The organism is uncultured Streptomyces sp. (assembly GCF_947488945.1).
Classification (GTDB): domain Bacteria; phylum Actinomycetota; class Actinomycetes; order Streptomycetales; family Streptomycetaceae; genus Streptomyces.
In genome coordinates this window covers 1-24163 of record NZ_CANLBS010000033.1, presented here as the reverse complement: position 1 = coordinate 24163, position 24163 = coordinate 1, and the positions used below count along the sequence as shown (strand labels likewise).

Here is a 24163-nt window from a genome sequence, read left to right as displayed (position 1 = left end):
CAGCCCCGCAAGAGGAGAGCCATGCCCACCTTGCTGATCACCCGTGAAGACTTCCCCACCAGCCCGCTCGCCCTGCGCACCGCGGACCCCGGCCGGCAGGCGCAGGTCCGAGCCTTCGCCGACCGGCAGGCCGAGGCCGCCACCACCGCCCGCGACCGGCTCGCCAGCCTCTGGGCCGCCGCCACGACCCGCACCGACCGGATCACCGCGCTTCGCACCGTCCACACCGAGCTGGTGAACTGGCGGTACATCTTGGCGGTGGAGGCGGGCGGCCGTCTCGGGCAGAGCATCGCCTACGACCCGTCCCGGTTCCGTATGCCGATCCGCCCCGGGAACACCAACTACGACAGGCTCGGCCGCGTCGGCCGGCTCCGCGACGGCGCGCAGTGGGAACCCGTCTCCCGCACCTACACCGGCGGCCTCCCCACCCCCGCCTACGAGGCCATGCTCCGCTACGGCCGCCTCGCCCAGCAGCGGTTCGAAGACGAGGCCGTCGAAGGAGACATCCTCACGACCTGGCTGACCCTGCCGAACGGCCGGCACTCCCCCGGCATCCGCATCATCCGCGGACGCACCGCCCAAGGCATCGCCCGCGAGCTGACCGCCCGGGTCGCCGCCCGGGGCATCGACGCCTCCCGCATGGAGACCGGCGGCAACCCCGTTTACACCGCCACCCCGGACCCCCGCGACAGCGCGGCGGTCCACACGGCCGCTCTTGGCCTGCTGGCCGACCCCGGCCTGACCCCCGAGAGCTACCTGACGGCCCGGTACCTCCTGTTTCAGAGCCCTCAGACGAAGAAGGGCAGCGACGCGGTGACGAGGACGTTCACCGTCGCGGTCGGCGCACTCGCCCTGGGCAACGAGACGCCCGCCCTCCCCGCTGACATCGACCTCCGCTGCTACGTCCTCAGCCAGAGTGAAGCCCTCACCTCGGCAGCCTGACAGCCGAAAGCTCGACTCCTCACATGGGAACCCGGGGCGGGTGTTCCGTCACCGGTGCCACACACCAGCCACCCGTCCCGGGCGTCGCCACCCTGCCACAAGCGACGGCACCCGTGTTCCCCACCCCGGATCCGCAGAGGAAAGGGCCCCGGCTCCCGCCTTCAACGGCGGGCGCCGGGGCCTTTTCCTTGTGCGCGAGCAGCGCGGGGAGTCAACGACCTCAGGCCAGTGCGTCTCGGTCGAGCGCTCGCTCCGGGTGCCGGTACCGGTGGCGTTCGCTGGCGCTCCCGGCCGTCTCGGTTCTCAGCACCTCGTCCCAGAGCGCATCCGTGGGGACGACGGTCATGACGTCGGGAACCGTCTTCGCCGTGGTGTTCGCGGTGCTTCTCGCCCCTCAGGCCCCGGGCCCCTATCGACAGGAAGACAGGCAGCTTCTGCGGCCAAGTCCGTCTTGTCGTGGACCGGTTGTCAGTGGCCTGCGGCATGATGCGGGGCGTGTGACGGCCCGTCTAACCGAGGGTTTCGAGGCCGCCCGCTGTAAGGGGAGGGGTGCCGTGCGTAGGCCGGTCACGGGCGAGGTGCACGTTCACTACGGTCAGATCTACGTGGAGAGCGACCCGGACGAGGCGAACCCAGGCCTCTCCGAGGCGTTCGCCGGCCAGAGTGGAGGGCTGTGCGGGGCGGCGGTCCCGGGTGCGCTCTTTCTGGTCACCGGGCTGCACACGGGCAGCGTCGGTTTCGTCGTGGAGGTCCACGGCGAGGATCCTCTGTTGGACCCGGTCTGGGAGGACGTGGTCGAGGTGTCCTTCCGCCCTGTGTCGGAGCGCACCAGGCTGGTGCAGTGGGCGGGCGAGGCCGCGTGGGATCTGGATCTCGCCCGAACCGATTACCGGGTGCGGTACTGCGCGCAGGGGATGGACGAGGGGCGGAAGCTCGACACCAGGGTGCCGGGGGAGCCACAGGTGGAAAGCTACCTCCTGCAGTTCTGGCCCGCGCCGCCCCGCGCGGACCGCGTGGTCCGCCAGACCTCACAGATCGCCGCCTACTGGCACCGTCACGCGCGCGAACTTCCACCACCGCCCACCCCGGAGCAGCGCGCCGAGACCGAACGCCTGGCCCGTGAGGCGGAGGAACGGGCCGCCGAGGAGCGGCGGCTGCACCACGAGCGATGGGAGTGGGGCGGTCGGCTGCCAAGCGAGGGGCTGCGCGGCGTCGGCGGCAATGTCCGCGGTCTGCTCCGCTTTGACAGCGGTCTGGTGCACGCGCTTGATACTGCGGGTTCCGAGGTCCAGCGCGCGGTGGCATCGTTGGCCGCCCGGCGGGCCTGCGAGGCGGCGGGCCTGATCGGCGTTTCGTGGGTCACCCAGGCGCTCACCGCGTTGACGGAGAGACGTCCGCTGCCGCCGCCGTTCGATGACCCGGACCGGATGTGGGAGACCCTGCGCTCCGATCCGCAGGTCTCGAGGCGGTCGGTGCTCATGGCGGTACCTCCTGAGCGGCCGCCATACCGTCCACTGACGCCCCAGGCGGCGGCTGGGTGGACGTGGCTCCCGGCCGCGGAGTCGGGGGACAACGGGCGGAGGCGGCGGGGCCTCGGCCGGGCGTTGGGTGCGTTCGTACCGACGGTGCCCGCCGGCGACAGGCCGATACCGACCGGGGGTGTGGGGCACGGCGTGGCGGCGGTGCACGCCTCCGGCACTCCGCGCGGCCCCGAGCGGATCTCACAGCCGCACTTCGCTCTTCCCGCCGTGCTCGCCGCCACCGAGCCCGACCCGCTCAAGGCGGCGCTGGAAGCGGTGTGGCACGCGGTGAACACGTACGGCGAGCACTACCCAGAGCTGCTGGAGGAGCTCCGGTCGACGTGCGCCGCCGTGCGCGACGGCCGCCACGGACCCTCGCGCCCTTAACCGGGTTAAGGGCCGCAGCACCAGTTCTTCTCAACGCCGAAGGCCTCACCATCCTGGCGAGGCCTTCCACGTGCTACCCCTTAACCGGGTTAAGGGCATGGCCGTCAGCCGTCGGCCATGAGCAGCAGCACCAGTTCCTCCCGATGCTCGGGCGACATGTGCGCCCGCAGCTGGGTGTCGAACCACCCGGGGTCCCCCCAGGGAAGCGCCGGGACGGCAGCGGTCTCGTGCTCGCCCTTAACCGGGTTAACGCTCTCCGGGGTCGGCACCACAGGTGCGGCCGTTCCGGAATTCTGCGGAGGGATCGGGGACGCCGCCGGCTCTTCCCCCGAACCAGCAACGCTCTTGATCCTGGCCTTGCGGGGGGCCTTAACCCGGTTAAGGGCTGCGGCGGCCTCGCTCTGCTGCTGCTCTGCAGGGAGCCGGCCGATCCGGCGCCCGTCCTTGACCTTGAGCTCGCCGGCCTCGACCTTCTCCTGCAAGTCCTCGGACAGCCCGAGCAGTGCCAGCCGCTGCGACACCCACGCCCCGGACTTCCCGAGCCGCTTGGCCACCTTCTCCTGGCTCCCGTGCTTGCCGAGCAGCTCCTGGATGGCCTTCGCCTGATCCAGCGGCGGGACGTCGACCCGGTGCACGTTCGCGATCAACGCGCTCTCGAGCAGATCCTCCGCGCTCGCAGCCAGGTCGTCGTTGACATCGATCCGGAGCTCCGGCAGTCCCGCGGCACTGGCGGCCGCCAGACGCCGATTGCCGTCGATGACCACGTACTCGGCCTCACCGATCTCACCGTCCCGGCCGGGGTGAACAGCCAGGAACGCCGCCCGCCGGACGACCGCGACGGGCTGGAGCTGACCCCGCTCCTTCAACGAGTCCGCGGTCTCAGCGATGTCGGTGAGCTCATCACGCGGGTTGAACGGATTGTGCGCAAGCTCCGCAAGAGGAACGGAAGCCGGCGGCCGCTTGCCCTCACCGTTGATGATCTGCTGGCGCGTCCGGACCCGGCGAGGAGCGGGCTTCCCGGACTCGTGACCGTCCTCGTCCATGCTGAATCCGCGGGTGACCCGCGGCTGAGGGGGAGTCATACGGCGAGCTCCTTCGCGAGGTCGCGCATCGCTTGCGCGTGTTCACTGTTGGGTGCGTACTCCAGCAACGGGATCTCGCCGTCGGCCGCCTCGCGCCCCTCCTTGAGGTCACCGATCACGGCCAGGACACCGGGGGAGCTGCTCAGCTCCCACTGGTCCTTGTTCTCCTGGACGAGCTTGCCGCGCCGACTGTCGTAGGCGTTGACGACGAGACCGAGGTAGTCCACCTGGATCCGGCCCTTGCGGCAGAGATCCTCCTTCTGGCTCTTCAGCAACCGGAAGGCCCGGTGCGACGCCTTGTTCGCCCACACCGGGGTGATGACCCCCGACCGGTCGGCGAGTTCGCCCTCACGCCGGCGCACGTAGTACAAGGCCGTGTCCATGTTCAGGCCGAGACTGGGCGGACCGTCGATGATGATGACGTCGTAGTCCGCCTCCAGCGGCTCCAGCGCCCGCTCCAACGCCGCCTCGCTGAACGACACCTTCGACAGCGCGACATCCCGGAGGAACGCGTCGTCGGACGCCGGCAGGAGATGCAGCCGCTCACCGAACCGCTCCTGGTCCAGGGCGACCAGGAGCTCGCCGATGTGACCCTTCGCGGTGCCGTCCATGTGCATGAGGAGGGTTTCGACGTCGTCCTCGTACATGACGTCCTCGAAACCGAGCTCCGCGGTGAGGTGCCCCTGGGGGTCGTAGTCCACGATCAGAACCCGGTGGCCGGCCTCCGCGAGTGCCTGCGCGATCCCGGACGAGATGAACGTCTTGCCCACGCCGCCCTTCTGGTTCGCCACTATCACCCGCACCACCGGCTGAGCCACCAAAGGGCTGCTGGGGGAAGGATGGTTGTCGAGCCACAGCGTCAGCGCCTGCGCCAGGCCCTGGACGTAGGTGACGCCGCGTTCCGAGCAGGCGGCCTTGAACCGGTCCGGGCCCCCGACGGGCAGGAAGGTGCCCCAGGTCTTCGCTCCGTCAGTCTTGATCTCCGGCAGGTTGTCAGCCGAGTACCAGGCGTTGATGGCGTGCTCGGTCGCGTCCTGGATGTCCATTCCGTGCTCGAAAGCACGGATCTTGAGGTGTCTGCGCAGCTGGGGGGTGAGAGCGGTAATTAGCTTCTCTCGCTCTCCCCTCGGGGTTGGAATGCTCATGAGGCCGAACATTACTAGGTCACACTCCCTCTGCGATGCATCTGCCTGACGACTCGCCCGGCGGCACCCGTATGCAAGTGCGGTGGGAGCCCTCGCCCGACGGCGCCGAACCCCAGGCCTCTACTTCAGCGGGGTGAACTGGGCTGCGCTCTCGGCATGCCCCTCCAGTCGCGCTGTCCGCGCTCACCAGTTCGTACCGGTGTGGCGGTGCCGACGACGGGTCGCTGGCACGCCACACCAGGGCATGACCGTCCTGGGCAACTGGGCGGCCGTAAAGCGCCCTTGCGTACGAAAGGCCGGCGCCGCGGGAGGGCGGCGTCGGCCTTAGGTGAGCCCGCGCGGCAACGCGGGACTCGAATGTCCCTGTTGATCAATGGATGGAGCCAGTAGCCATCAGGGTCGTACGGCGTCCGTACGGCCCGGATCGTGACAGCCCCACGTACGCGGTGCAAGGAAGATTGGGGCAGTCACGCATCAATTCGCTCTAGCACCGCTCACGGACAGCGATATCTCCCCCCAGACAAACCGCAGTTCAGCAAGGTGAGCCATCCAGGCTCTCACTCTTTCGGAGCAGCGAACATGTCGATCTGGGTGACACGGCCAGGGGGACAGCCACGCATCAATACCCGCCAGTAGCGCAAGAACGGCACAGGCAGTCGATTTCGGGGTGCCACCATCTTCACCACGCGCACCACGCTGGGGACGGCGGCAACTGTCCCGTGGTGCGGAGCCAGATGGAGCCAGTGCGGCGTCCGGTAACCCGGGCGCCGTACGTAACGGTCAGGAAGTCCCCCATGCCTAAGCACCCTCCCTCCGCCAGTTCCTGCGTCGAGCACGGAACACCCGCCAGTGCCCGCCGTCTCAATGGGGCCGAGGCCATCGTGATCATCGTCATCATCGGAGTCACCGTCGGACTCGTCAGGTTCGCCGGCGTGCCTGTCGTCGATGTCCTTCTGCTGATCGCGGGTTCCGGTCTCGTTGCCGGAGCCATCATCGCGCTCAGCACCCGTCTCTCTCTCCGTGTCGTCAGGACGGTGCTCAAGGCCGCCCTGACGACCGCATGACGGAGTCACCATGGGTCGGTCCGAGAAGGAGATCGACACGGCCAGCGCGGCGCTGCGCGACCTCGCCCAGTGGTTGCGCAACCAACGCGCCCGCGCTGGTCTGACATACCGTGAACTCGCTGATCGGGCGGGGATGCACGCGACGACCCTTCAACGGGTAGCGTCCGGCAACTCGGTCCCCAGACTCGTGGCCGTGCTGGCGTACGCGCGAGGATGCGACGCGTCGCCAGCGGAAGCCCGCAGGCTGTGGCAGGTAGCAAGGCGCCAGCACGTCCGTTCCGCTGCCGGGGCAGGCCGCGACCGGCGACCCGTGCCGCCTGCTCGGCTGGTGCGCGACTTCGCAGACCTCAGTGCAGCCCTGCAATGGATGTACGAGGAAGCATGTGCTCCCCCGCTTCGGATCATGGAGCAGCGTGCTGGTCAGTTCGGGGCTCTCCCCCGTAGTTCCGCGCATCGCATCGTGACCCGGCAGACGGTGCCGCACAGCTTGGAACAGTTCCTGGCGTTCCTGCGGGCCTGCGAGATTCCCGTGTCTCGATGGAAGGACTGGGAAGAGGCCTGGAGCCGGGCTTGGCGCTTCGAGAAGCAGGAAGACGCCGGCCTGGGCGAGGCGTGGTTCGCCCCTGCGAGCCAGCCCCGTCCCCGGATCTCGTACGACCCGTCGTACGAAGACCCCCCACTTCGGATCCGAAGGGCCCGGTACCAACGCCCGATGGCGCCCCGCCAACGCACTCGGCCTCCAGAACCGATGTTTCCCCGTGAGACGGAGCGCGTGGGGGAGCTGAGCCTTCGCCTCGCTGTCCTCCGAGGGAAGGCGACCATGTCCAGTCAGCCGACGCCACATGCGCTCACGGGAGTGGAGGGCAAGCCCGTCGAGGATCCGAGCGTTCTCTTCTGACACGAACGGCCCGCCACAGTTATCGCAGCAGGTTCTCCACCGTGGTTGGTTGGTCCCGTGGTTCGAACGGGACCAAGCAGCTCACTGACGCGATGGGTTGGTGCATAACGGCGTCCGCCGCTTCCGCGGGCGCGCGTTGGACCGTTCGCCCGTTCCTGCGCCGGTAGGGCTGGACGGTCGGCGACGCGCGGCGACGGCGGCGGTCGGGCACCACCCATCAGCTTGCTGCTGGCGAAGTGCACAGACGCCGACGGCCTGGCACACGGTGGCAGCCCCTTGGGCGGCCGGCAGCCGAGGAGCAGACCAGGGTTTTGGCGTCCGTAGCGGCACTGTCAGTGGGGAGTGCCACGATGGCCCGGCGCGCAGGTCCAGGAAATTTCGGGTCCGCTCCGGTTCACCCTTTCCCCGCGCCCACTAGTGATCGCGCCGGTTTGCTGTGGGGAACACGGTTCCGCTCTCGCCCGGCCTTCAAGGCAGGCCGGGCGAGAGCGGTCCTGCCCGCTCTAGAACTGCTCGGCACAAGAGCGGGCCCTTCCGGATGGGAAGGCCGACACACGAGGTGCCCTGAAACCATTGGTGGGGTCCGGGGCCGGCTTTGCAAGGAAAACCCGGAACTTCTACCCGCAGGCGTGGCCAATGTGCGATACGCCGGAAACGCCCCTGCTCCGGCGTACGCCCGGCGCTCCGGCGGGGCTCTCATTGTTCCGTGAATCAGTGATCACGTGGCGTAACAACTCATCATGTGGCCATGCTGATTGACCTCCCCGGGGACCGGACGGCACACCGTTCCACGAGGAGGTTTCCAAGGCGTTTCCGGATGGGGCGTCAGGTAATCGGTCGACAGGAGTTCACGAGATGCAAGGGAAGCAGGTCGCTCTGCTCGCGGCCACCGCGACGATCATGGGATGGAGTGTGGTGATGGCGACGCTCGGACGTGAGGATGCCGTGGCCGCCCTCGCTCCCGCCCTCGCCGTCGTCGCACAGCAGATCGCCCCTCCGAGCCGGTCGCACACCGAGCCTTCCTCCGGACACCGCGTCGCGGCCGTTCCGGACAAGGAGGACTGCGCCCCGTGATCACGCCCCCCGACTCGTCGGAACCTTCGACCCGCCCCGCAGGAGCGCGCCGCGGACGCAAGTTCGGCCCCCCGGCGCTCGGACTCAGCACCGCGCACCGTGCCTGGCTGGATCCGATGCGGGAAAAGTACCAGGCCAGCGAGCTAACCCTCAGCGAACTCGGCACGCGCGTCAACCTCTCGAAATCGAAGCTCTCCGAGCTTCTGCGCGGCATCGGCCTCTACCCCCGCTGGGAGAACGTGCTCGGTATCGCCAAGGTCCTGGGGCTCCCTCAGTGGCCCCTGCTGCACCTATGGCAGCAGGGAGCGCTCGACGCGAACAAGAGCCTGCGGTGGATCGAACTTTCCGGCGGGGAGCCGGTCGTGTTGACCCCCAGTGCGCAGTCCGTGGAACACGGAGTCCTCCAGGAACTCGTCCTGCCGCCCAATGTCCCTCTCAGGGCGATCGAGGCCTTTCAGGACCTGGTCGAGGACGACTACTGCCGCTACGCCCAGACCTTCCTCGATGACCAGCAGAGCGACAAGGCCATCTCAGAAACCTTCGACGTTCTGTGGCAGTCCTGGCCCGACGCCCTCGCCAGCCCCGACACCCGCCACTACGCCTGGCAGGTCCTGCGAAGCTGCATCATGTCCCTCGCGCCTCACGTGGACGGCCGACCCTCACTCACCTCCGCCGCGTTCCACACCACGGCCCTGGCCGAGCTCACCACCGAAACCGACCGCAACGCCCAGATCGAGGAAACCCGTAGCCTCTTCGCCGCAATCAGCCGGCTGCCCGACCGGCAGCTCGACGTCATGGTCCTGAGCCACCTGCACGGAATGGAAGCCGAACACGTCTCCCACCTCCTCGGCGCTTCTCTGGCCACCGTTCGGTCCGAAGAGCGCTACGCGATCCGGTACCTGAACCACGTCCTCAGCCCGCCGACCGAGACCCAAGGGACCACCCCATGACCCGAATCGCAGCACTGCTCGCCCGGACCCGCCTCACCCGCGACCGCACTCCACCCAGCGGTACAGTCCCCCCTCACCACACACCCCTTCCAGACAGCCCGCTCCCCGCAGATCCGGCAACCGCCACCGCGGCAGCGGAGGACCTCCGCGTCCTGTGTGAAGCCCTCGTCACCCACACCCCCGCCGCAGCCGTCGCGGACTTCGTCACCAACCAAGTTCCCGCTCCCCGCAGCGCCCTCGTCCTCGCCTGCGTCCTCCAGCTCACCGACACCGACGACGGCGCCCGCTTCTGGTGGCAGTACGCCGCCGGCGCCGACCAGTCCACCGCCGCCTACTGCCTCTACCTCCACCACCTCGCCCTAGGAGACCGCAGCACCGCCGACTGGTGGCACCGCCAAACCGACGACGCCGAACACACCCAGCCACCACAATCCGCCCCCGCCCCCCACCATTTCGACCCCAACCCCAGCACCTCCACATTCCTGCGCATGCTGCGACTGCTCACCAGACATACCCAGCGGCCTCGCTCCACGAAGACCATCGAACTCATGACCTGCCTCTCCACCGCGGTCACCGCGGGCTACCTCCGCGAGCCGGACATGGACCTGCCTTTGCCAGGGGACGACTTCGCCGACCGGATCCGCACCCTGCTGACCACCCCCCCGCAGCCGGCCCCTCCGAACGACCTCCCCACCCGTCCCCGCCCAGACACCGCCAGTACCGGCCACCCATCGAGCAACCGCCACCCCCAAACCAAACGCGCGTCTCCTACGAGCACGGGAACAGGCCGGTACTGGCCCTCCTCCGCAGCGCCGCGATGGGCTGCTCCGCGCCGCGCGTACGGGGGATGAGACAGGTGAGTGCGGCACGGGACCTTCCCGGTCGGTGTCTTCGACGGCAGCCCGAGTCGTCTGAGCGCCGGGCTTCCTGCCGAGGTAGTTGTGGCTGCCTTTTTTGGATGCCGACGGAACTTGGCTGGCTGGAGGCGGGGGTGAGGGCTGGAGAGCGGTGTCAGCGGTGCTGTCCCAGCGGCCTCGTCTCTGGTTGCCGTATGGAGTGCGAGGGGCAGTCCAGGCCAACGGTCGTCCTGCTTTCGGACAACTTCATGGCCCGGAATGCTGATGGAATGACTACTCAAAGTGACAGAGTGTGAGTATCGGGGCTATTGATGCTCGGCCTGGTGGTTTGCCGCTTCTGGTGGGGGAGTGCAGGGAGCGCTGGGAGGGGTGCGTGGGGCGGAATGCGGTCCCCGCGTGATGCGCGCCCGTGGGCTTCCGATTTCTTGCCCGTCGGCATATGCCTGCGGACCGAAGTCGTTGAGCCTGTCGCGGCGAAGCGGAGTGTTGGGAGACGGGTCGGAACCGGCCGGGGGCCATTGGCGGCTGCCCGGATCACGGCGACGCGTCCCCTGGCTACTGGTTACGGACGGTGTACTCGCGGTTTCCCACCTAATCGAACACGCGTATGTGTGTGGGCGTTGGGCTGCACTACGGTCACGGGGCGATTTGGTGAACGACGTCGATACGCATCCGGCTGACTGCGGGGTGCGATGAGGGGGATCTATGCGTACGTCTCGGATAGCAGCCGTTGCGGCGAGCGCCGTGGCCATCGGAGTGCTGGGAGCCGCGCCGGCGTTCGCGCAGGGCGGCTACACCAGCTACATCTACAACTGGCTGCCGGGGAAGGAGTCGAGCCACTGGACGGACGGCAACACCGACAGTGTCTCGACCAGCGTGCAGTTCTCCGGCTGCTCCGTGACTTCCGGCAGTTTCAGCTACGCAGGCTTGCAGCTGAAGAAGGAGGTCAACAACCTGCCTGACACCGTCGTCAACAGGGACAACAACTACTGCGACACGTCAAGCTTCGGCGACAAGGCCGCAGGCAAGTACTACTTCAACTACTCGAGCCTGAACGGGCAGGACACGGTGAGCGCCGCGTTCAGCGTCTCCACGGTCACTGTGCGGTACTGACCGGTTCGCGGAGGGGTGGGGGAAGCGGTTGCAACCGCTTCCCCCACCCCTCCGTCTGGACCTGTAGTCATCACTCACCCTGGGGATTTGCGTGCCACTGCACTACAACGACTGCTCCTTCGCTTACCGGGCCGGTACCCCGGTGCTCGACCGCCTGACGATGGAACTCCCGCGGGGGTGCACCGTCCTGCTCGGCCCGAACGGTGCGGGGAAGTCGACGCTGCTCTCGCTGGGGGCGTCCTCGCTCACCCCGGTGTCGGGCCGCGTCACTCTGGGCGGCCTGGACAGTGTCCGGCGCAAGGACCGGCGGGCGTTCCGGCAGAAGGTGGGCTGGCTGCCGCAGGAAGTGAAGGCGATCCCGGCCCTGACGGTCCGGGAGCAGGCCGCCTATGTGGGCTGGCTGAAGGGGCTGTCCAAGCGTGAGGCATGGGACCGCTCCGCCGGTGCGCTGGAGCGCGTGCGGCTCACCGAACTGGGCGGCCGCAAGAGCCATGAACTGTCCGGGGGCCAGATGCGGCGCCTCGGGATCGCGCAGACGCTCGTCCACCAGGCCGAGGTCGTGCTCCTGGACGAGCCGACCGCCGGCCTCGATCCCGTCCAGCGCGGCGTCTTCCGGGACTTGCTGGCCGAACTGAGCGAAGCGGTGCACTTCGTCGTCTCCACCCACCAGACCGAGGACCTCGCCGACATCTACGAGACCGTCATCGTGTTCGACCGGGGCCGCCCCGTGTTCCGGGGGCCGGTGAACGAGTTCTTCGCCACCGCCCCCGCCGGAACCCCGTACGAACGACGCGCGGAGAGCGCCTACCGCGGCCTGGTCCGAGGGGAGGCCTGAACCATGCGCCTCGCGACACTCCTGCGCTCGGGTCCCGCCGCGTGGACCGCCCTCGTCCTCGTACCCGTCCTGGCGTGGTTCAGCTCCCGCAACACCGCCTCGACCATCGCCTACTGGCCCTCCATCAGCTCCCAGACCACGATCGTCGTTGGCTTCATCAGCGCCGCGTGCGGCGCGGGAGCCGCCTGGGAATCAGCCCGCCTCAAGCAGGGCGGCATCACCGCCCTGGCCCCGGCCCGCGGAACACGCAGCCTCGCACTTTTGCACCTCGGCCCCGTCGCCGTACTGGGCCTGGTCGCGATGACCGCACCGTTCGTGGTCATCCTGACCTCAGTGTCGTCCCCGTCCGGCCTCCCGAACCCGGCCATCCTCGCCGTCTCCTACAGCGTGGTCCTGGCCCACATCGCTCTGGGCTGGTTCGTCGGCGCCCGCATGCCCCGGCTCCTCGGCACCGCCACCATGCTGATCTTCGGATATTTGTGGGGGTTCTGGCCGGCCGCGATCGGCGCCCTGCCCTGGCTGCGCCACCTGAACGGACAGGGCGTCACCGAGTGCTGCGGCCTCGACCAGGAGCCGTCCGTCCGCAGCCTGGCCGCTACCCTCACCTTCTCCCTCGCCATCGTCACGGCCGTCGTCCTCACCTCGGCCCTGCGAAACCGCCGCCGGCGCCGCCTCATCTCCCTGGCAGCGTTCGCCGCGGCCACCGCGGTCGCGCTGACCCTGGCCGTCCCGCTCGAATTCCAAGGGACCCAGGCCCGCGACACGACGCTGCGCACCTGCGCCGGGCAGACGCCGCAGATCTGCCTGTGGCCGGAGCAGAACACCCGCAGGACGGACATCACCCACTGGGCCGAGGAGACCACCGCCCGCCTGGCAACCGTCGGCGTCACCCCGGCCCGGCGGGTGGAGTTCGGCACCCCCCGGCCCGACAAGGCCGACGTCGCCTCGAACATCGCCACCAGCCCACTGCCCAACGAGGTACCCGCCTGCGCCCTGCGCCAGGGCGCCGCCTACCCCGGCGGCGAAGCGACGATTGCCCTCTACGCCTGGCTCGCCCTCACCGGCGGCGTCCCCAAGAGCGACCTCGCACAGCGCTGGCCCATCGAAGCGATCACCCTCGCCGAACACATCCGCACCCTCCCTGCACAAGCCCAGCACGCCTGGTACGAACGCAACATGCGCTCCGTCCACGACTGCGCCGTCCTTCCCGATCTCGACCCCGCCTCCTACACCAGGGCGGCCACACAGTGAACTGGTGGCACCGCGCACACACCACACCCCTCACGGCAGCAGTCCTCACCGCCACCATGCTCCTCGTCCCGCTCCTCGCGGGCTCCACCCTGCCGATCCCCTCGCTCCTCACCGGAGCGAGCGCGACCATCCCCATCCCCCTCGTGCTCCCCGCCATCCCCGCCGCGCTCACGCTCTACGCCCTGAACCGGGTGCCCCGCGTCTACGACACCACCGCCGTTCGCCCCGTAGCCCAGTACCGGGCAGCCACTCTCGCGGCAGCCGGCCTGCTCGCCACCGCCCTCGCACTCGCCACCGCCTACGCCACGGACACCTCCACACCGCTCGCCGCGGCGAGGAACCTCCTCGGGTACTTGGGCACCGGGCTACTCGTCCAGTACCTCGCCGGCCATCTGTACGGACCCCTCGCCATCGCCGTCGTGCCCGTACTCTGCGCACTCGTCGGCCTCGGCCCCGGCGGACGCCCCTACCCGTGGACCTGGCCCCTGCACCAAGCCAGCTCCCCGCTAGCCGCCGCCACCGCACTGCTCCTGCTCACCGCCGGCATCGCTGCCACGACTCTCTTGGCACCGCGCCGCCACGCTTCGCGTCCTGCTGCTGTCTGACGAGCCGCGCACTTCATGCCCTTCCCGCAACCTGCCCGCCGCCGATCCAGCAGGAAAATGCCGCACAGAGCAGCCGTGCCGGGTCTGATCTTGCGGGTTTGCCACAAGCCCTGGGCTGGTGGGGGACGATAGCCCTCGGCAGCCGTGAACGGAGGCGCCTGTGCCTGTATGCGAGGAGGTCTGGATGCGGTTAGAGGTGCGTTTGGAGTCGGGTGCGGGGGAGTTGCGGTCGTTGCAGGGATGGCTGCGCTCGGATCCGGATGTGCGTAGGTCCGCGGAGACTGAGGTGCGCGGGAGCACGCCGCAGCCGGGGGAGATGGGCACGGCACTCGACGTGCTGCAGCTGGTCACCGGGAACGGGTGGAGCGCGGCATCGTTCGTACTGGCGCTGGCTGCGTGGCGGCAGACCCGGCCGCAGCGACCGCGGGTGGAGATCCGCCACGGTGACACGGTCGTCATCCTTACCAACTGTTCGCCCGAGGAGATCGAGCGGGCGACCACAGCACTGAACGCTGCAGTCGGCGAGGACCGTGACGCGTGAGCGTCTTGCCTGACCCTGGGGCCTCCAGGGCAGTCCTCATCGGCACGAGCCGCTACGAGCACCTCGAGCAACTCCCGGCCGCCTCGAATAACCTGACCGCCCTCGCCGACCTTCTGAGCGGCCCGCTGTCCCTGCGCTTGCCTACCCCGCACGTGACCGTCGTCGAGAACCCGCCCGACCACGCCGCCGTGTTGGAGCCACTGCGCCAGGCGGCGGCGGAGGCCACCGACACTCTGATCGTCTACTACGCCGGCCACGGCCTCATCAATGCCCACGACGCGCTCACGCTGGCCATGCCGCACACACAGCCGAACCGGATCGAAACCAGCCTGGACTACGACTGGCTGCGCCAGATTCTCTTGAACTCCCAGGCGCAGCGGCACATCGTCTTCCTCGACTGCTGCTACAGCGGGCTCGCCCTCGGCAGGATGAGCGCCCCGCGGGGACTCGCCGACCACGCCGCTGTGGAAGGCACCTTCCTGCTCGCAGCCTCCGCCGAGACTCGCACCGCCCTGGCCCCGATAGGCGACACGCACACTGCCTTCACCGGCGCCCTCCTCGAGACGCTGCGTGAAGGTATCCCCGGCGGCCCACCTGTGCTCGATCTGGAGACCGTCTACCACCACCTGCGCCTGACCCTGGAAGCGCGCGGGCATCCCGTTCCCCAGGCCAGGAACCGCAACAGCGGCGCTCAAGTGGCACTCGTGCAAAACCACGCAAACCTCCCTGCCGGCGGCCCGGCCCCCGCTGGCAGGAACCCCGAGCCCGGCCATCGACCATGGCCCGACCCAACTTCGATCCGCACAGTCACGGGCTTCTTGACGAGCCTCGCGGGTGCGCGAGAGACAAGCGGTCTGACTCAACAGGAGGTCAGCCGCCGCTCAGACGGGCGCCTCTCCACGGGAACCATCAGCAAACTGGTCAACCGCGACACGCTTCCCGCCACCTGGAGCACCACAGCCGCCTACCTATCCGCGTGCGGCGTCCCTAACTACCAGATCGAGCAATGGCACAGCACCTGGCAAGAACTGCGCCGCAGCGCAGCCACAATCCATGAGACAGGCACCCAAAAGCCCGACGAAAACAAGCCTGCGTCTGGGAAGGCACGGCGTCGGCTCTCCGGATTTTGGCGCGGCCGTAGTCACTGACCAGGGCTAGCCGAAGCCGAAACCCCAGAGGTGTGGGGCCGAGGTGCTTTCTGTGTGTCATCGGAGTCGTTTCCGACAAGAGTGTTCCACCCAGCGATGGCCACAACGCCGACCACCAGGACCGCGCCTGCCGACGGCTTCTTCCACCGGCTCGAGGACGAGGAGGGCTTCACGTAGTGAGCTGCCCGGTAATACCCCTTGCGCTCCTTTGCCACAGCTCCACATCCCCCGAATCGACTGGCTGACTGACGCAGCAACTCTTTCAGCGGCGCTCCTGCTTTCGGTTCAGAACGGCCGAGCACGTCCGAATTTGATGCTTCCCCAATGCTGCCCCGCCCCGGAGGGAGCCTGCATGATTCTGCTTTCCTGTCTGAGAACCGATCAGGCCCCAGGGCAGCAGCGCCGGCCCAACGGTTCTTCCTACAGGTCTCCCTACGGTTGCCCCTACACTCTTCCCTACAGTGATCATGGCCGGGCGGGCCGGTTGCGGTGCAGGTCAGCGTCCGTTTCAGGGCCTGCCGGTGACGCCGACGACCCTCTTTGACCGCTGAAGTTTGTGGTGAAAGGGGGCCGGCCGGTCGTCGGGGTGCGGGCCGCGGGCAGCCGCCCGGGCCGCGTGGCCGTGCCGGTGCCGCCGGGTGCCGGTGGTGGGGGAGAGGGAGTTGGCGGTATGGGTGGGGCGAGTGCGTGGCCGTACAAGTCGACGGGGAAGAGCCGGGGCCTGGTGCTGCTGGCGCTGGGGATTGTGAAGGTCGCGACGGCGGAGCAGTTGCGGCAGCTGGTGCTGCCGGGAACCGTGGATGTGCAGACGGTCCGTAACGCGTGCAAGGACCTGCGGTCGGCCGGTCTTGTGGAGTCGGTGGGCCGGACGTCGTTTCTGGCGGCGTCGGGGCGGCCGGTGTGGCGGGACGTGTGGAACCTGACCCCGGCCGGGCTGGCGTCGGCGGCGTCGGAGGTGGGGCGTCCGGTGCGGGAGATGGGCGGCACCGCGAGGGAGGCGGCGATGGCCGGGGCCCCGCACGCGCTGGCGGTGACGGACACGATCGACGCGTTCCGCCAGTCCCCGCCCCTGCCGACGAAGCCCGTCGCCCGCCGCACCACCACCACCGGTGCGGTGCCCGCCCCGGCCCGGATCCTGCCGGCCCGGCCCCCGGGGCTGGGGCATCTGCGGGGCTGGGAGACCGAGGTGCCGTTGCCGGTGTCGGGGACGTTCACGACACCGGCGCGGGGGAGCCTGCGCGCGGACGCGGTGCTGCGGGCGCCGGAGGACGGGGTCCCGGTGATGTTCGTGGAGGTCGACAACCACACCGAACCGTCCGCGGTCGTCGCCCGGAAGATCGACGGCTACCGCCGCTTCTTCCGGCGCACCGCCAAGGACCACCAGGGCCGTGAGGTGCCGTTCTGGTCGACGCTGTGGGACGACTCCCACCACGACGGCTACCCGCCCCTGGCCCTCGTCTTCGCCAAGGACGTCAGCCCCGAGGTCGTCATGAACCGCATGACCGCGATCCGCGACCTGTCCACCGACTGCTGGCAGGGCACCTGGACCGGCGGCAGCAGCCACGACCGCACCGCCAGGGACGGCTACCGCGACTACACCGCGACGATTCCCGTCCTCACGACCACCCTGGCCCGCCTCCGGCAGCACGGCCCCCACGGGCCGGTCTGGTGGCGCTACGGACACCCTGCCTGGCAGACCCTCGAAACCGCCCTCGACAACCCCGACGACCACCGCGCTTTCCACACCCGCGAAGAACAGCGCCGCACCGAGCACCACGCCCGGGAGGAGCGCGAGCGCCAGGAGCGGGAGGCCGTCCGGGCCCGGGAGAAGGCGGCGGCGTGGGCGTGCCCGACCTGCGGCCGTGAAGTCCGGGCCGGCGACGGCTGGGAGACCGCACCCTCGGGGCCCCCGGGTGGTGACTGCGGTGTCTGCACCAGCGCCAAGAACCGTGCACGGGAGGCCGTAGAGGTTCGCGCCGCCGGGGAGCCACAGGGGCGGGAGGAAGCCGGGAGGAACGGTCTCTTCGGCTTCCTGCGCTGATCCCCGGATTCAAGCCGTTCAGTGAGGCGCAGGCGCCCGGTGCGGAAGCCGGCTGCGGCTGGCGGCCGTGGCCGCGCTTGCTCCGGCCGCGTGCGGGCCCAGGCGGCCCGCCCGGGCTGTGTCGGGTGGTGGAGGCATGGTGGGTCAGTGGCCGCAGGTGGGTGTGGGGTAGTCGAGGTATTTCCAGGTGGCGGGTCCGACTTTGCCGTCGGCGGTGATGCCGGAGCACCGCTGGATCGCTTTGACGCCGGATTCGGTGCCGGTGCCGAACTTGCCGTCCTCGGTGAGGTTGTAGTCGTAGTTGTGGTTGAGGAGGCACTGGACCTGGGCGACGTTGGTGCCGACCATGCCCTTGGCCAGGATCACGCGGCGGTTGGGCTTGTAGTGGGCGCAGGCGGTGCGCCCGGCGGTACCGAGCGAGGCGTCTGTCGTCGCGGTGGTCGGGTCCGGGGAGGCTGGGGGCGCTTCGTCTTCCTGGGGCGTCTGGCCTGCCCGGGGAGCGGGGTTTTGACTGCCGGACGGGGCCCCGGGCTCTGGGGGTCCGTCGGGGCCGGTGGTGGGGAGGTCCTGCGGTGTGTTGTCTCTTCCCGCTGTCGGCTCGCCGGAGGGCCGGGGAGTGTCCTGGGGCTTCTCGTCTCCCACGTCCCCGCCGTCCGCCCCTTCGTCGGCGTTCCCGGTGGTGTCGGGCAGGGGTTCGCCGGTGGTGCCGGGCAGCGAGGTGCCGGGTGTGGCGGAGTTGTGCTTGCCGGTGTCGGGCATGGCGGCCCACCGGCCGACGAGCAGGACCACCAGGAGCGCCAGGAAGAGGATCGCCAGCTTCGCGGCCCTGCTTGTCCTGGCCGCGGGCGTGTGCGTGGAGGTGGGTGCGGCGGACCGCCGGCTGGCGGCCCTGCTTTCGGTACCGCGTTCCGGAGCGGGGCCGGCGGGTGCGTCCACCGGCGCGGCCGTCTTGGTGCCCGGTTCGCCTTCGGATGCCGGCGGGGTGTCCTGAGGCTGGGCGTCCGGTCGGGCCGGTACGGGCTGCTGGTCCGTTGCCGCGGTGGGTGGAACGGACCGCGGAGCGGATGGTGGAACGTCTTCGGAGCCCGTCCCGGCCCGTGCGCCGGCGGCAGTGTCCTGTTCGTGGCCGGCCGCAGCCGGCGGAGCAGCGTTCCTGCCGGTCCTGGCCGCCGCACTGGTTTCCGGACGGGCCTGTCCGCCAGGTGCCGGAACGCCCCCGCCCAAGACGCCGGCCGCCGCCGCGGCCTTGGGAGCGGTGGCACCGGTTGATGGTGCCTGGACGGCGCCCGCCGCGGCCGGCGGCCCCGGGGCGGTGTCGCCGTCGGCCGGGATCGGCGGTACCCCGCCCCCCGTGGCGGCGGCCTTCTTGATGGCCGCGTCGGCGGCCTCCCACAGCCCCACCAGATGCTGCGCGTCGAACCGGGGTCTTCTGCTGAGCCGTTCGATCTCCTTGCGGGGCGGGAACGACTCGCCTCTCAGCACCCGGTTCCACGTCGACCGTGAGATATGGCTGTCGTGGGCCAGCGCGGTCAGGGAGAGGCCTCTCTCCTGTCTGAGCCGTACCAGCGCGGCCCGCAGGGCCTCGACCTCCGGCAGATTCCCGCTCCGGCGTCCCTCGTCCTTGGACAGCACGCGTCCCCCTCGACACGATCATGGAAAACCGCGTGTTCCAGCATCCTTTGTTTCCGCAGGTCAGAGAGCCTTTTGGAACGTGTGGAACAGGCGGAACGGCATGGAATGTGGATCAGGCTACCGATGGAACGCCGGTACCCCGAACCTTCCTCTCGTCAGCGCCGCCCGGCCGGGCGGCGCAACCGCTCCCATGCCTCCCCCACCAGTAGGGGGCGTGGTCACGTGATCGAGGGACGAACATGCGAAAGAACGTCAGGAACCTTCTCCTGCAGGGCCTCGCGGCCGCTCTCCTCGCCGGCGGCGCGCTCGGCGCGGTCAACGCCACCGGCGACGAGGCCAACGCATCCAGCAAGCCCGGCTCCTACGGCACCCCCGCCTCGCCGACCGGGTTCCAGGGCGTGTGGCCGGTACTGAAGACCGGCTCCCGCGGCACCGACGTCGTGACCGTGCAGCACCTGCTCACGGCCCGCGGCCACGCCGTGAACCCGGACGGCGCCTACGGCAAGAAGACCCGGGCCGCCGTCGCGGCCTTCCAGCAGCGGACCCGCCTGAAGGCCGATGGGGCCGTCGGACCGAAGACCTGGAGCAAGCTGACCGCCTTCACCCTGCGCACCGGCGCCAAGGGGTCCGCGGTCAAGGCACTCCAGGTCCAGCTCGGCCTCAAGGCCGACGGCATCTACGGCAAGAAGACCGCCGCCGCCGTCCGCACCCTCCAGACCAGGAAGAACCTCCCGGCGACCGGCACCGCCGACGCCAGGACGTGGAACGCCCTCATCACCGGCTCCTTCGCCAAGCCGGCCATCAAGGGCTACTCCCTCCAGTTCCAGAAGAACAGGAAGTACCCCACCTACTCCAAGCTCTCCCTCGTGCGCGACGGCAAGACGCTCAAGTCCTGGCGCGCCGGCTCCGGGAAGAACACGGACGAGTGCGCCTCCGGGCTGGGCTGGCTGCCCAGCGGCTCGTACAAGGTGCAGGCCCACTTCACCAACCGCGACGGCAACGCCATCGACGGCTACGCCATCCAGCTCCCGAACAAGCCCTGCAGGACCGGCAACGTCACCCGGACCGACCTGTTCATCCACAGCGAGATGACCCGCAACGGAGGCCAGGGCAAGGACACCCCCCACCACGACGACTCCGACCGCTGGGACGGCGCCAACGACTACAAGTCCCTCGGCTGCATCAAGCTCACGCCGGGCGACATCAAGGACCTCTTCAAGCGCCTCGACCAGGCCCGCTGGCCCAAGAACCTCACGCTTTACGTCAGCTGACCCGCTCTCACCCCGACCGCCCCCGGCAGCACCTGCCGGGGGCGGTCGCCGTTTCCCGCACCGCTACGAGCCCACCCCCACTCCCGCCCAGACCCCCGGTCCGGAGCGGACCTCCAGCCCGACGCCCGGCGCATCACCCGCTGACCGTCGCGTTCCACCGTTCCAGCAGCCCGCCGTTCTCCCAGTTCACAGGCCTGCGCAACACGACGCCCGGAACACCGGAACAGACGGAACGCCTGGAACACGGACCGGGCTTCCAACGGAACAGCGGTACGCCGACTCTTCACCTCGTCACCGCCGCCCAGCAGGCCGGCGAAACACCCCACGCCGCCGCCGTACGCGGCCGGCCACCCCACACGAACAAGGACACCCACATGCGCAAGAACCTCAGGAACCCGCTGCTGCAGGGCCTCGCGGCCGCCCTCCTCGCCGGCGCCGCGCTCGGCGCGGTCAGTACGACCGGCGACCAGGCCAGCGCCTCGACCAACGCCTCGACGAGGGAGGGCGCCCACGCAGCGACCAACGCCGCCAGGCTCCCCGCCTGGCCAGTCCTGAAGACCGGCTCCCGGGGCACGGACGTCCTGACGCTCCAGCACCTGCTCGCTGCCCGCGGCCACGCCGTGAAGGCCGACGGGGCCTTCGGCAAGAAGACGGCGGCCGCGGTCCGCAGCTTCCAGCAGCGCGCCGGCCTGAAGACCGACGGGGCCGTCGGACCGAACACCTGGAGCAAGCTGACCGCCCCCACCCTGCGCACCGGCGCGAAGGGATCCGCCGTCAAGGCCGCCCAGGTCCAACTCGGCGTAAAGACCGACGGCGTCTTCGGAGAGAACACCAGGAGCGCGGTCCGCAGCTTCCAGACAGGGGCACGGCTGAAGGCCGACGGCATCGTCGGCCCGAAGACGTGGAACGCCCTGATCAACAGGGCCGCCCCGGCCAAGCCCGCCACCGGCAAGCCGGCCGGCACATCCGTCGCGCTGGCCCGCCAGCTCCTGAACACGCGCGGCATCACCTACGCGCGCACCCACTCCGAGACCGTCGACTCCCGCTCCACCGCCTACCGGAACATCCACGACATGGCGAAGGGCATCGGCGCCGCCACCAGCGGGAACAGCCACGTCGGCTACAAGCGCGTACAACTCGACCCCCGCATGCTCCACGCCCTGATCACCCTGCACGACAAGTACGGCTACACCCTGCAGATCTCCGAGTTCGTCGGCGGCGTCCACAGCAAGGGCTCCCACCACTACCGGGGCCTCTCCTTCGACGCCAACTTCATCAACGGCATCCACGTAGGCAGCGGCGCCCCCCACAAGAAGGTCATGACGCTCTGCACCGCCCTCGGCGCCACCCAGGTCCTCGGCCCCGGCGACCCCGGCCACAGCACCCACATCCACTGCGCCTGGAGGTAACGCGTTCCACCCCGCTGCGGCCGCACCCCTTCCCGGGCGCGGCCGCAGCCGTGTGCCAGGCGGTACGAAGCGCCCACGCCGGCACAGGACCACCTGTGGCGGCAGCGGCGACTGAACTGGGGCGCTGGTGGTTACGGCTGTTCTTCCGTGATGACGGTGAAGGGCCCGGTGGCGGGGGCCACGCACAGGGTGGCGTCCGTGGTTTCGCCTGCCGCCGCGCCTGTGAGGCAGAGCTGGCCGCCGTTTTCGCGGAGGTCGAGGTGGAAGCGGGTGGTGGCGCCGTCCTGCTTGAGGCCGTGGATGTGGTTGTCGGTGTAGCCGAGGCGGTTCAGGGTTTCGCGGACCTTGGCGGGGGTGGGGTCCGGGACTTTCAGTAGTGCCTCGATGGTGCGTTGTTCGTGGTGGCCGCCGGTGCACCAGTCGCGGGCGCTGAGCTCGGCTGCGGGCCCGGTGACGGGGCCGGGCTCGATCGGGTCGGCCGGGGGAGTCTCCCCGGGCGCGAGGCTCAGTGTCGGTACTGGGCCGGTCGGTTTCTCGCCGGCGGGTACCAGCGGGGTTCCGTCGGCCGGAGGGCAGTCCCGCGCGTACGTGGCGAGCAGCGCGGCGAACGCGGCCTGCTCGGGGGAGCACGGTGCGGGAGTCGCCGCGGACACGACGGCCCCGGCAGGCTCTCCCTGCGCACCGCTGCCGCTGAGCTCGCTTCCGCAGCCGGTGAGCGCGAGAGCGGCGAGCGTGACAGCGGTAAGTGAGCCCTCTTCGTGTCGCCAATGCTGTGAACGTCGAGTGGACGACCGTCGAGTGCGATCAAATGGACTGCATGACAGGGGAGATACCGCGCCCGGGATTACGTGGCAGTCAACTGCGACGGATCGCAGCCAGAGCAAGGCGGCAGGCGCCCGCGCGCATACGCCCCCCGCTGGGAGCACGACAGGTCGGACAGCGCCGTCGGGCAGTGCAACGGAGCCGCACGGATATCAGGGTCGGCGACGCCCGGGCCATCCAGGATTCTGGTGCGACGGAAACCGGCGGCCGAGGATGGGCCTCATGGCTGGAACGGAGTGTCAGCCTTCTGGCTTCCTTGGCCACGCTCGCCGTCGTCGCCTTCACCTGGATTTCCATCAGGCAGGTGAACAGCGATCAGGCAATAACCCGCCAGGGCCAGATAGCCGATCGATATAGTTCGGCTGTCGGAAATCTCGGAGAAGACTCCCAGGATGTCCGAATTGGTGGAATTTACGCACTCCAGCATATTATGCGGGATTCTCCCGGAGATCGCACGGCCATCACGAACGTGCTCTCGTCCTACGTTCGGGCACACGCCTTGAAGCCGAAGGAAAGGGGCATCGCGTGGCGGGCGCCGGCGGACATCGAATCCGCACTTTCCGTCATGGAGGACGGCAACAGAAAGGGAGAGCTGGGCGACGCGGTCATCGATCTCACATACGTATACCTGCGGGGAGCGTGGCTGGAGGGCGCCTACATGCGTGGGGTCGTCCTTGGGTCTGCAAACCTGGAAAGCGCGCGAATGGACGGCATCGACCTGGGCGGCTCGGACTTGTCCAACGCGATCATGAAGGGCGCATCCATGCCCGAAGCGAACCTGAAGGGGGCGGACCTGACTATGGCTCTCCTGGGGGGCGCGTTCATGGACGGGGCGGATTTGCGCAATGCCAATCTGTATGGCGCGTGGGTAAATAGAACCCGATTGAATGGTGCAGACCTACGCGGGGCGAACCTGACGGGCCTGGTGACCAAGTGTGAAAATTTCACCTGCACGGATTTGAGTGAGGCCGATTTGCGGGGCGCGGACCTCGGTGGCGCAGATTTGAGAGGGGCCGTACTGAAAGGCGCTGACCTGCGCGGCGCAGACCTGCGCAAAGACCCGTTTGCGGGAGACATACGTATCGACGTCAAAATGCTCTTGCAGGCGCGACTCGACCGAACCACCAAGCTGCCCCTGAAATTGGCACAGAACCCGCTCGTACGAAGAGCCCTGGAAGCGGAGCCCTCCAGCGCGTGACCAGAAGGGCGTGCTCTCCACGCGAGCGGAGGTGGGCCGGACGCCCTGCGCCCGCGTCGGCGGACGTCGGCGTGCTCTCCGCGTGAGCGGAGGTGGGTTGAGGGTCATCGGCTCGGGCCGCTGCTCCTCGGCCCCGTGAGCGCGCTTCTGCCGCCCTGGGGCTCCCGTGGGTCCGGGGGGCGTGGGCCGCCAGACCGCCGCGCAGCGGCTCCTGGGGCGGTCTGGTCCGCTTCCCGGACCGCCTCTCGGCTTGACCTCCCAGGTGTCCGGGTTGTCTGTTTTTCTCAGCGGGGAGCGGCGCCCGCCCGCTGCCCCGCGCGCGCCCGCCCGCGTCCGCCCGCTGCCCCGCGCGCGCCCGCCCGCGTCCGCCCGCTGCCC

General features: G+C 69.5%; 22 protein-coding genes. 17 read left to right on the top strand and 5 right to left on the bottom strand.

Annotation, left to right across the window (positions count from 1 at the left end; translation table 11 throughout):
- Nucleotides 1-21 precede the first annotated feature (21 nt).
- Nucleotides 22-942, top strand: coding sequence for a hypothetical protein (locus tag Q0994_RS31780; protein ID WP_299541755.1), 921 nt, complete (start codon nucleotides 22-24; stop codon nucleotides 940-942).
- Between the two features lie 220 nt (nucleotides 943-1162).
- Here Q0994_RS31780 and Q0994_RS31775 read toward each other — a convergent pair whose 3' ends face one another.
- On the bottom strand, nucleotides 1163-1288 hold the full coding sequence (locus tag Q0994_RS31775) for a hypothetical protein (protein WP_299541753.1): 126 nt from the start codon (nucleotides 1286-1288) through the stop codon (nucleotides 1163-1165).
- A 208-nt stretch (nucleotides 1289-1496) separates the two neighbouring features.
- Here Q0994_RS31775 and Q0994_RS31770 point away from each other — a divergent pair, with 208 nt between their 5' ends.
- Nucleotides 1497-2849, top strand: coding sequence for a hypothetical protein (locus Q0994_RS31770; RefSeq protein WP_299541751.1), 1353 nt, complete (start codon nucleotides 1497-1499; stop codon nucleotides 2847-2849).
- Nucleotides 2850-2953: 104 nt separating this feature from the next.
- On the opposite strand, the gene Q0994_RS31765 is transcribed toward Q0994_RS31770, so the two are convergent.
- The gene (locus tag Q0994_RS31765) at nucleotides 2954-3892 is read right to left on the bottom strand and encodes a ParB/RepB/Spo0J family partition protein (RefSeq protein WP_299541749.1); all 939 of its coding nucleotides are present in this window, start codon (nucleotides 3890-3892) and stop codon (nucleotides 2954-2956) included.
- A 35-nt stretch (nucleotides 3893-3927) separates the two neighbouring features.
- Nucleotides 3928-5076, bottom strand: a complete 1149-nt coding sequence (locus Q0994_RS31760; RefSeq protein ID WP_299541746.1) for a ParA family protein — start codon at nucleotides 5074-5076, stop codon at nucleotides 3928-3930.
- 794 nt (nucleotides 5077-5870) lie between these two features.
- Between Q0994_RS31760 and Q0994_RS31755 the strand changes: the two genes are divergently transcribed.
- From Q0994_RS31755 to Q0994_RS31705, 12 genes are all read left to right on the top strand, one after another.
- Complete coding sequence (locus Q0994_RS31755; protein ID WP_299541744.1) at nucleotides 5871-6140, top strand: hypothetical protein; 270 nt, start codon at nucleotides 5871-5873, stop codon at nucleotides 6138-6140.
- 10 nt (nucleotides 6141-6150) lie between these two features.
- Nucleotides 6151-7038 carry a helix-turn-helix transcriptional regulator gene (locus Q0994_RS34220; RefSeq protein WP_363325593.1) on the top strand — a complete coding sequence of 296 codons (888 nt, stop codon included), beginning with the start codon at nucleotides 6151-6153 and terminating at the stop codon, nucleotides 7036-7038.
- 855 nt (nucleotides 7039-7893) lie between these two features.
- Nucleotides 7894-8112 (top strand): hypothetical protein, encoded by a 219-nt coding sequence (locus Q0994_RS31750; protein WP_299541742.1) that lies wholly within the window; start codon nucleotides 7894-7896, stop codon nucleotides 8110-8112.
- A 116-nt stretch (nucleotides 8113-8228) separates the two neighbouring features.
- The gene (locus Q0994_RS31745; protein ID WP_299541740.1) at nucleotides 8229-9062 is read left to right on the top strand and encodes a sigma factor-like helix-turn-helix DNA-binding protein; all 834 of its coding nucleotides are present in this window, start codon (nucleotides 8229-8231) and stop codon (nucleotides 9060-9062) included.
- Entirely contained in the window at nucleotides 9059-9913 is an 855-nt protein-coding gene (locus Q0994_RS31740; RefSeq protein ID WP_299541738.1) for a hypothetical protein, read from the top strand. The genes Q0994_RS31745 and Q0994_RS31740 overlap by 4 nt, the downstream gene beginning before the upstream one ends.
- A 750-nt stretch (nucleotides 9914-10663) precedes the next feature.
- A complete protein-coding gene (locus Q0994_RS31735; protein ID WP_299541736.1) occupies nucleotides 10664-11032 on the top strand; it encodes a hypothetical protein in 369 nt (122 codons plus the stop codon).
- Nucleotides 11033-11123: 91 nt separating this feature from the next.
- Nucleotides 11124-11867: an ATP-binding cassette domain-containing protein gene (locus tag Q0994_RS31730; protein ID WP_299541734.1), complete on the top strand. Its 744-nt coding sequence runs from the start codon at nucleotides 11124-11126 to the stop codon at nucleotides 11865-11867.
- Nucleotides 11868-11870: 3 nt separating this feature from the next.
- A complete protein-coding gene (locus Q0994_RS31725) occupies nucleotides 11871-13118 on the top strand; it encodes a hypothetical protein (protein WP_299541732.1) in 1248 nt (415 codons plus the stop codon).
- On the top strand, nucleotides 13115-13723 hold the full coding sequence (locus Q0994_RS31720; RefSeq protein WP_299541730.1) for a hypothetical protein: 609 nt from the start codon (nucleotides 13115-13117) through the stop codon (nucleotides 13721-13723). The genes Q0994_RS31725 and Q0994_RS31720 overlap by 4 nt, the downstream gene beginning before the upstream one ends.
- A gap of 184 nt (nucleotides 13724-13907) precedes the next feature.
- A complete protein-coding gene (locus tag Q0994_RS31715) occupies nucleotides 13908-14264 on the top strand; it encodes an effector-associated constant component EACC1 (protein WP_299541728.1) in 357 nt (118 codons plus the stop codon).
- The gene (locus Q0994_RS31710; RefSeq protein WP_299541726.1) at nucleotides 14261-15412 is read left to right on the top strand and encodes a caspase, EACC1-associated type; all 1152 of its coding nucleotides are present in this window, start codon (nucleotides 14261-14263) and stop codon (nucleotides 15410-15412) included. Before Q0994_RS31715 ends, Q0994_RS31710 begins: the two co-directional genes overlap by 4 nt.
- Nucleotides 15413-16082: 670 nt before the next feature.
- Nucleotides 16083-17453 (top strand): replication-relaxation family protein, encoded by a 1371-nt coding sequence (locus Q0994_RS31705; RefSeq protein WP_299541724.1) that lies wholly within the window; start codon nucleotides 16083-16085, stop codon nucleotides 17451-17453.
- Nucleotides 17454-17597: 144 nt separating this feature from the next.
- Here the strand turns inward: Q0994_RS31705 and Q0994_RS31700 are convergent, their stop codons facing one another.
- Entirely contained in the window at nucleotides 17598-19085 is a 1488-nt protein-coding gene (locus Q0994_RS31700; protein ID WP_299541722.1) for a peptidoglycan-binding protein, read from the bottom strand.
- 239 nt (nucleotides 19086-19324) lie between these two features.
- Between Q0994_RS31700 and Q0994_RS31695 the strand changes: the two genes are divergently transcribed.
- Nucleotides 19325-20356, top strand: coding sequence for a peptidoglycan-binding protein (locus tag Q0994_RS31695; protein ID WP_299541720.1), 1032 nt, complete (start codon nucleotides 19325-19327; stop codon nucleotides 20354-20356).
- Nucleotides 20357-20730: 374 nt separating this feature from the next.
- Nucleotides 20731-21765 (top strand): peptidoglycan-binding protein, encoded by a 1035-nt coding sequence (locus tag Q0994_RS31690; protein WP_299541718.1) that lies wholly within the window; start codon nucleotides 20731-20733, stop codon nucleotides 21763-21765.
- A gap of 131 nt (nucleotides 21766-21896) precedes the next feature.
- Here the strand turns inward: Q0994_RS31690 and Q0994_RS31685 are convergent, their stop codons facing one another.
- The gene (locus Q0994_RS31685; RefSeq protein WP_299541716.1) at nucleotides 21897-22418 is read right to left on the bottom strand and encodes a hypothetical protein; all 522 of its coding nucleotides are present in this window, start codon (nucleotides 22416-22418) and stop codon (nucleotides 21897-21899) included.
- A gap of 425 nt (nucleotides 22419-22843) precedes the next feature.
- Here Q0994_RS31685 and Q0994_RS31680 point away from each other — a divergent pair, with 425 nt between their 5' ends.
- Nucleotides 22844-23785, top strand: a complete 942-nt coding sequence (locus Q0994_RS31680) for a pentapeptide repeat-containing protein (RefSeq protein ID WP_299541714.1) — start codon at nucleotides 22844-22846, stop codon at nucleotides 23783-23785.
- The last annotated feature ends 378 nt before the right edge of the window (nucleotides 23786-24163 follow it).

Bases quoted from the DNA above. Each gene is read 5' to 3' on its own strand.
- Q0994_RS31740 (WP_299541738.1), top strand. From the start codon at position 9,059: ATGACCCGAATCGCAGCACTGCTCGCCCGGACCCGCCTCACCCGCGAC.
- Q0994_RS31715 (WP_299541728.1), top strand. From the start codon at position 13,908: ATGCGGTTAGAGGTGCGTTTGGAGTCGGGTGCGGGGGAGTTGCGGTCG.
- Q0994_RS31760 (WP_299541746.1), bottom strand. From the start codon at position 5,076: ATGAGCATTCCAACCCCGAGGGGAGAGCGAGAGAAGCTAATTACCGCT.
- Q0994_RS31705 (WP_299541724.1), top strand. From the start codon at position 16,083: ATGGGTGGGGCGAGTGCGTGGCCGTACAAGTCGACGGGGAAGAGCCGG.
- Q0994_RS31765 (WP_299541749.1), bottom strand. From the start codon at position 3,892: ATGGACGAGGACGGTCACGAGTCCGGGAAGCCCGCTCCTCGCCGGGTC.
- Q0994_RS31690 (WP_299541718.1), top strand. From the start codon at position 20,731: ATGCGCAAGAACCTCAGGAACCCGCTGCTGCAGGGCCTCGCGGCCGCC.
- Q0994_RS31695 (WP_299541720.1), top strand. From the start codon at position 19,325: ATGCGAAAGAACGTCAGGAACCTTCTCCTGCAGGGCCTCGCGGCCGCT.
- Q0994_RS31780 (WP_299541755.1), top strand. From the start codon at position 22: ATGCCCACCTTGCTGATCACCCGTGAAGACTTCCCCACCAGCCCGCTC.
- Q0994_RS31745 (WP_299541740.1), top strand. From the start codon at position 8,229: ATGCGGGAAAAGTACCAGGCCAGCGAGCTAACCCTCAGCGAACTCGGC.
- Q0994_RS31775 (WP_299541753.1), bottom strand. From the start codon at position 1,288: ATGACCGTCGTCCCCACGGATGCGCTCTGGGACGAGGTGCTGAGAACC.
- Q0994_RS31755 (WP_299541744.1), top strand. From the start codon at position 5,871: ATGCCTAAGCACCCTCCCTCCGCCAGTTCCTGCGTCGAGCACGGAACA.
- Q0994_RS31750 (WP_299541742.1), top strand. From the start codon at position 7,894: ATGCAAGGGAAGCAGGTCGCTCTGCTCGCGGCCACCGCGACGATCATG.
- Q0994_RS31725 (WP_299541732.1), top strand. From the start codon at position 11,871: ATGCGCCTCGCGACACTCCTGCGCTCGGGTCCCGCCGCGTGGACCGCC.
- Q0994_RS34220 (WP_363325593.1), top strand. From the start codon at position 6,151: ATGGGTCGGTCCGAGAAGGAGATCGACACGGCCAGCGCGGCGCTGCGC.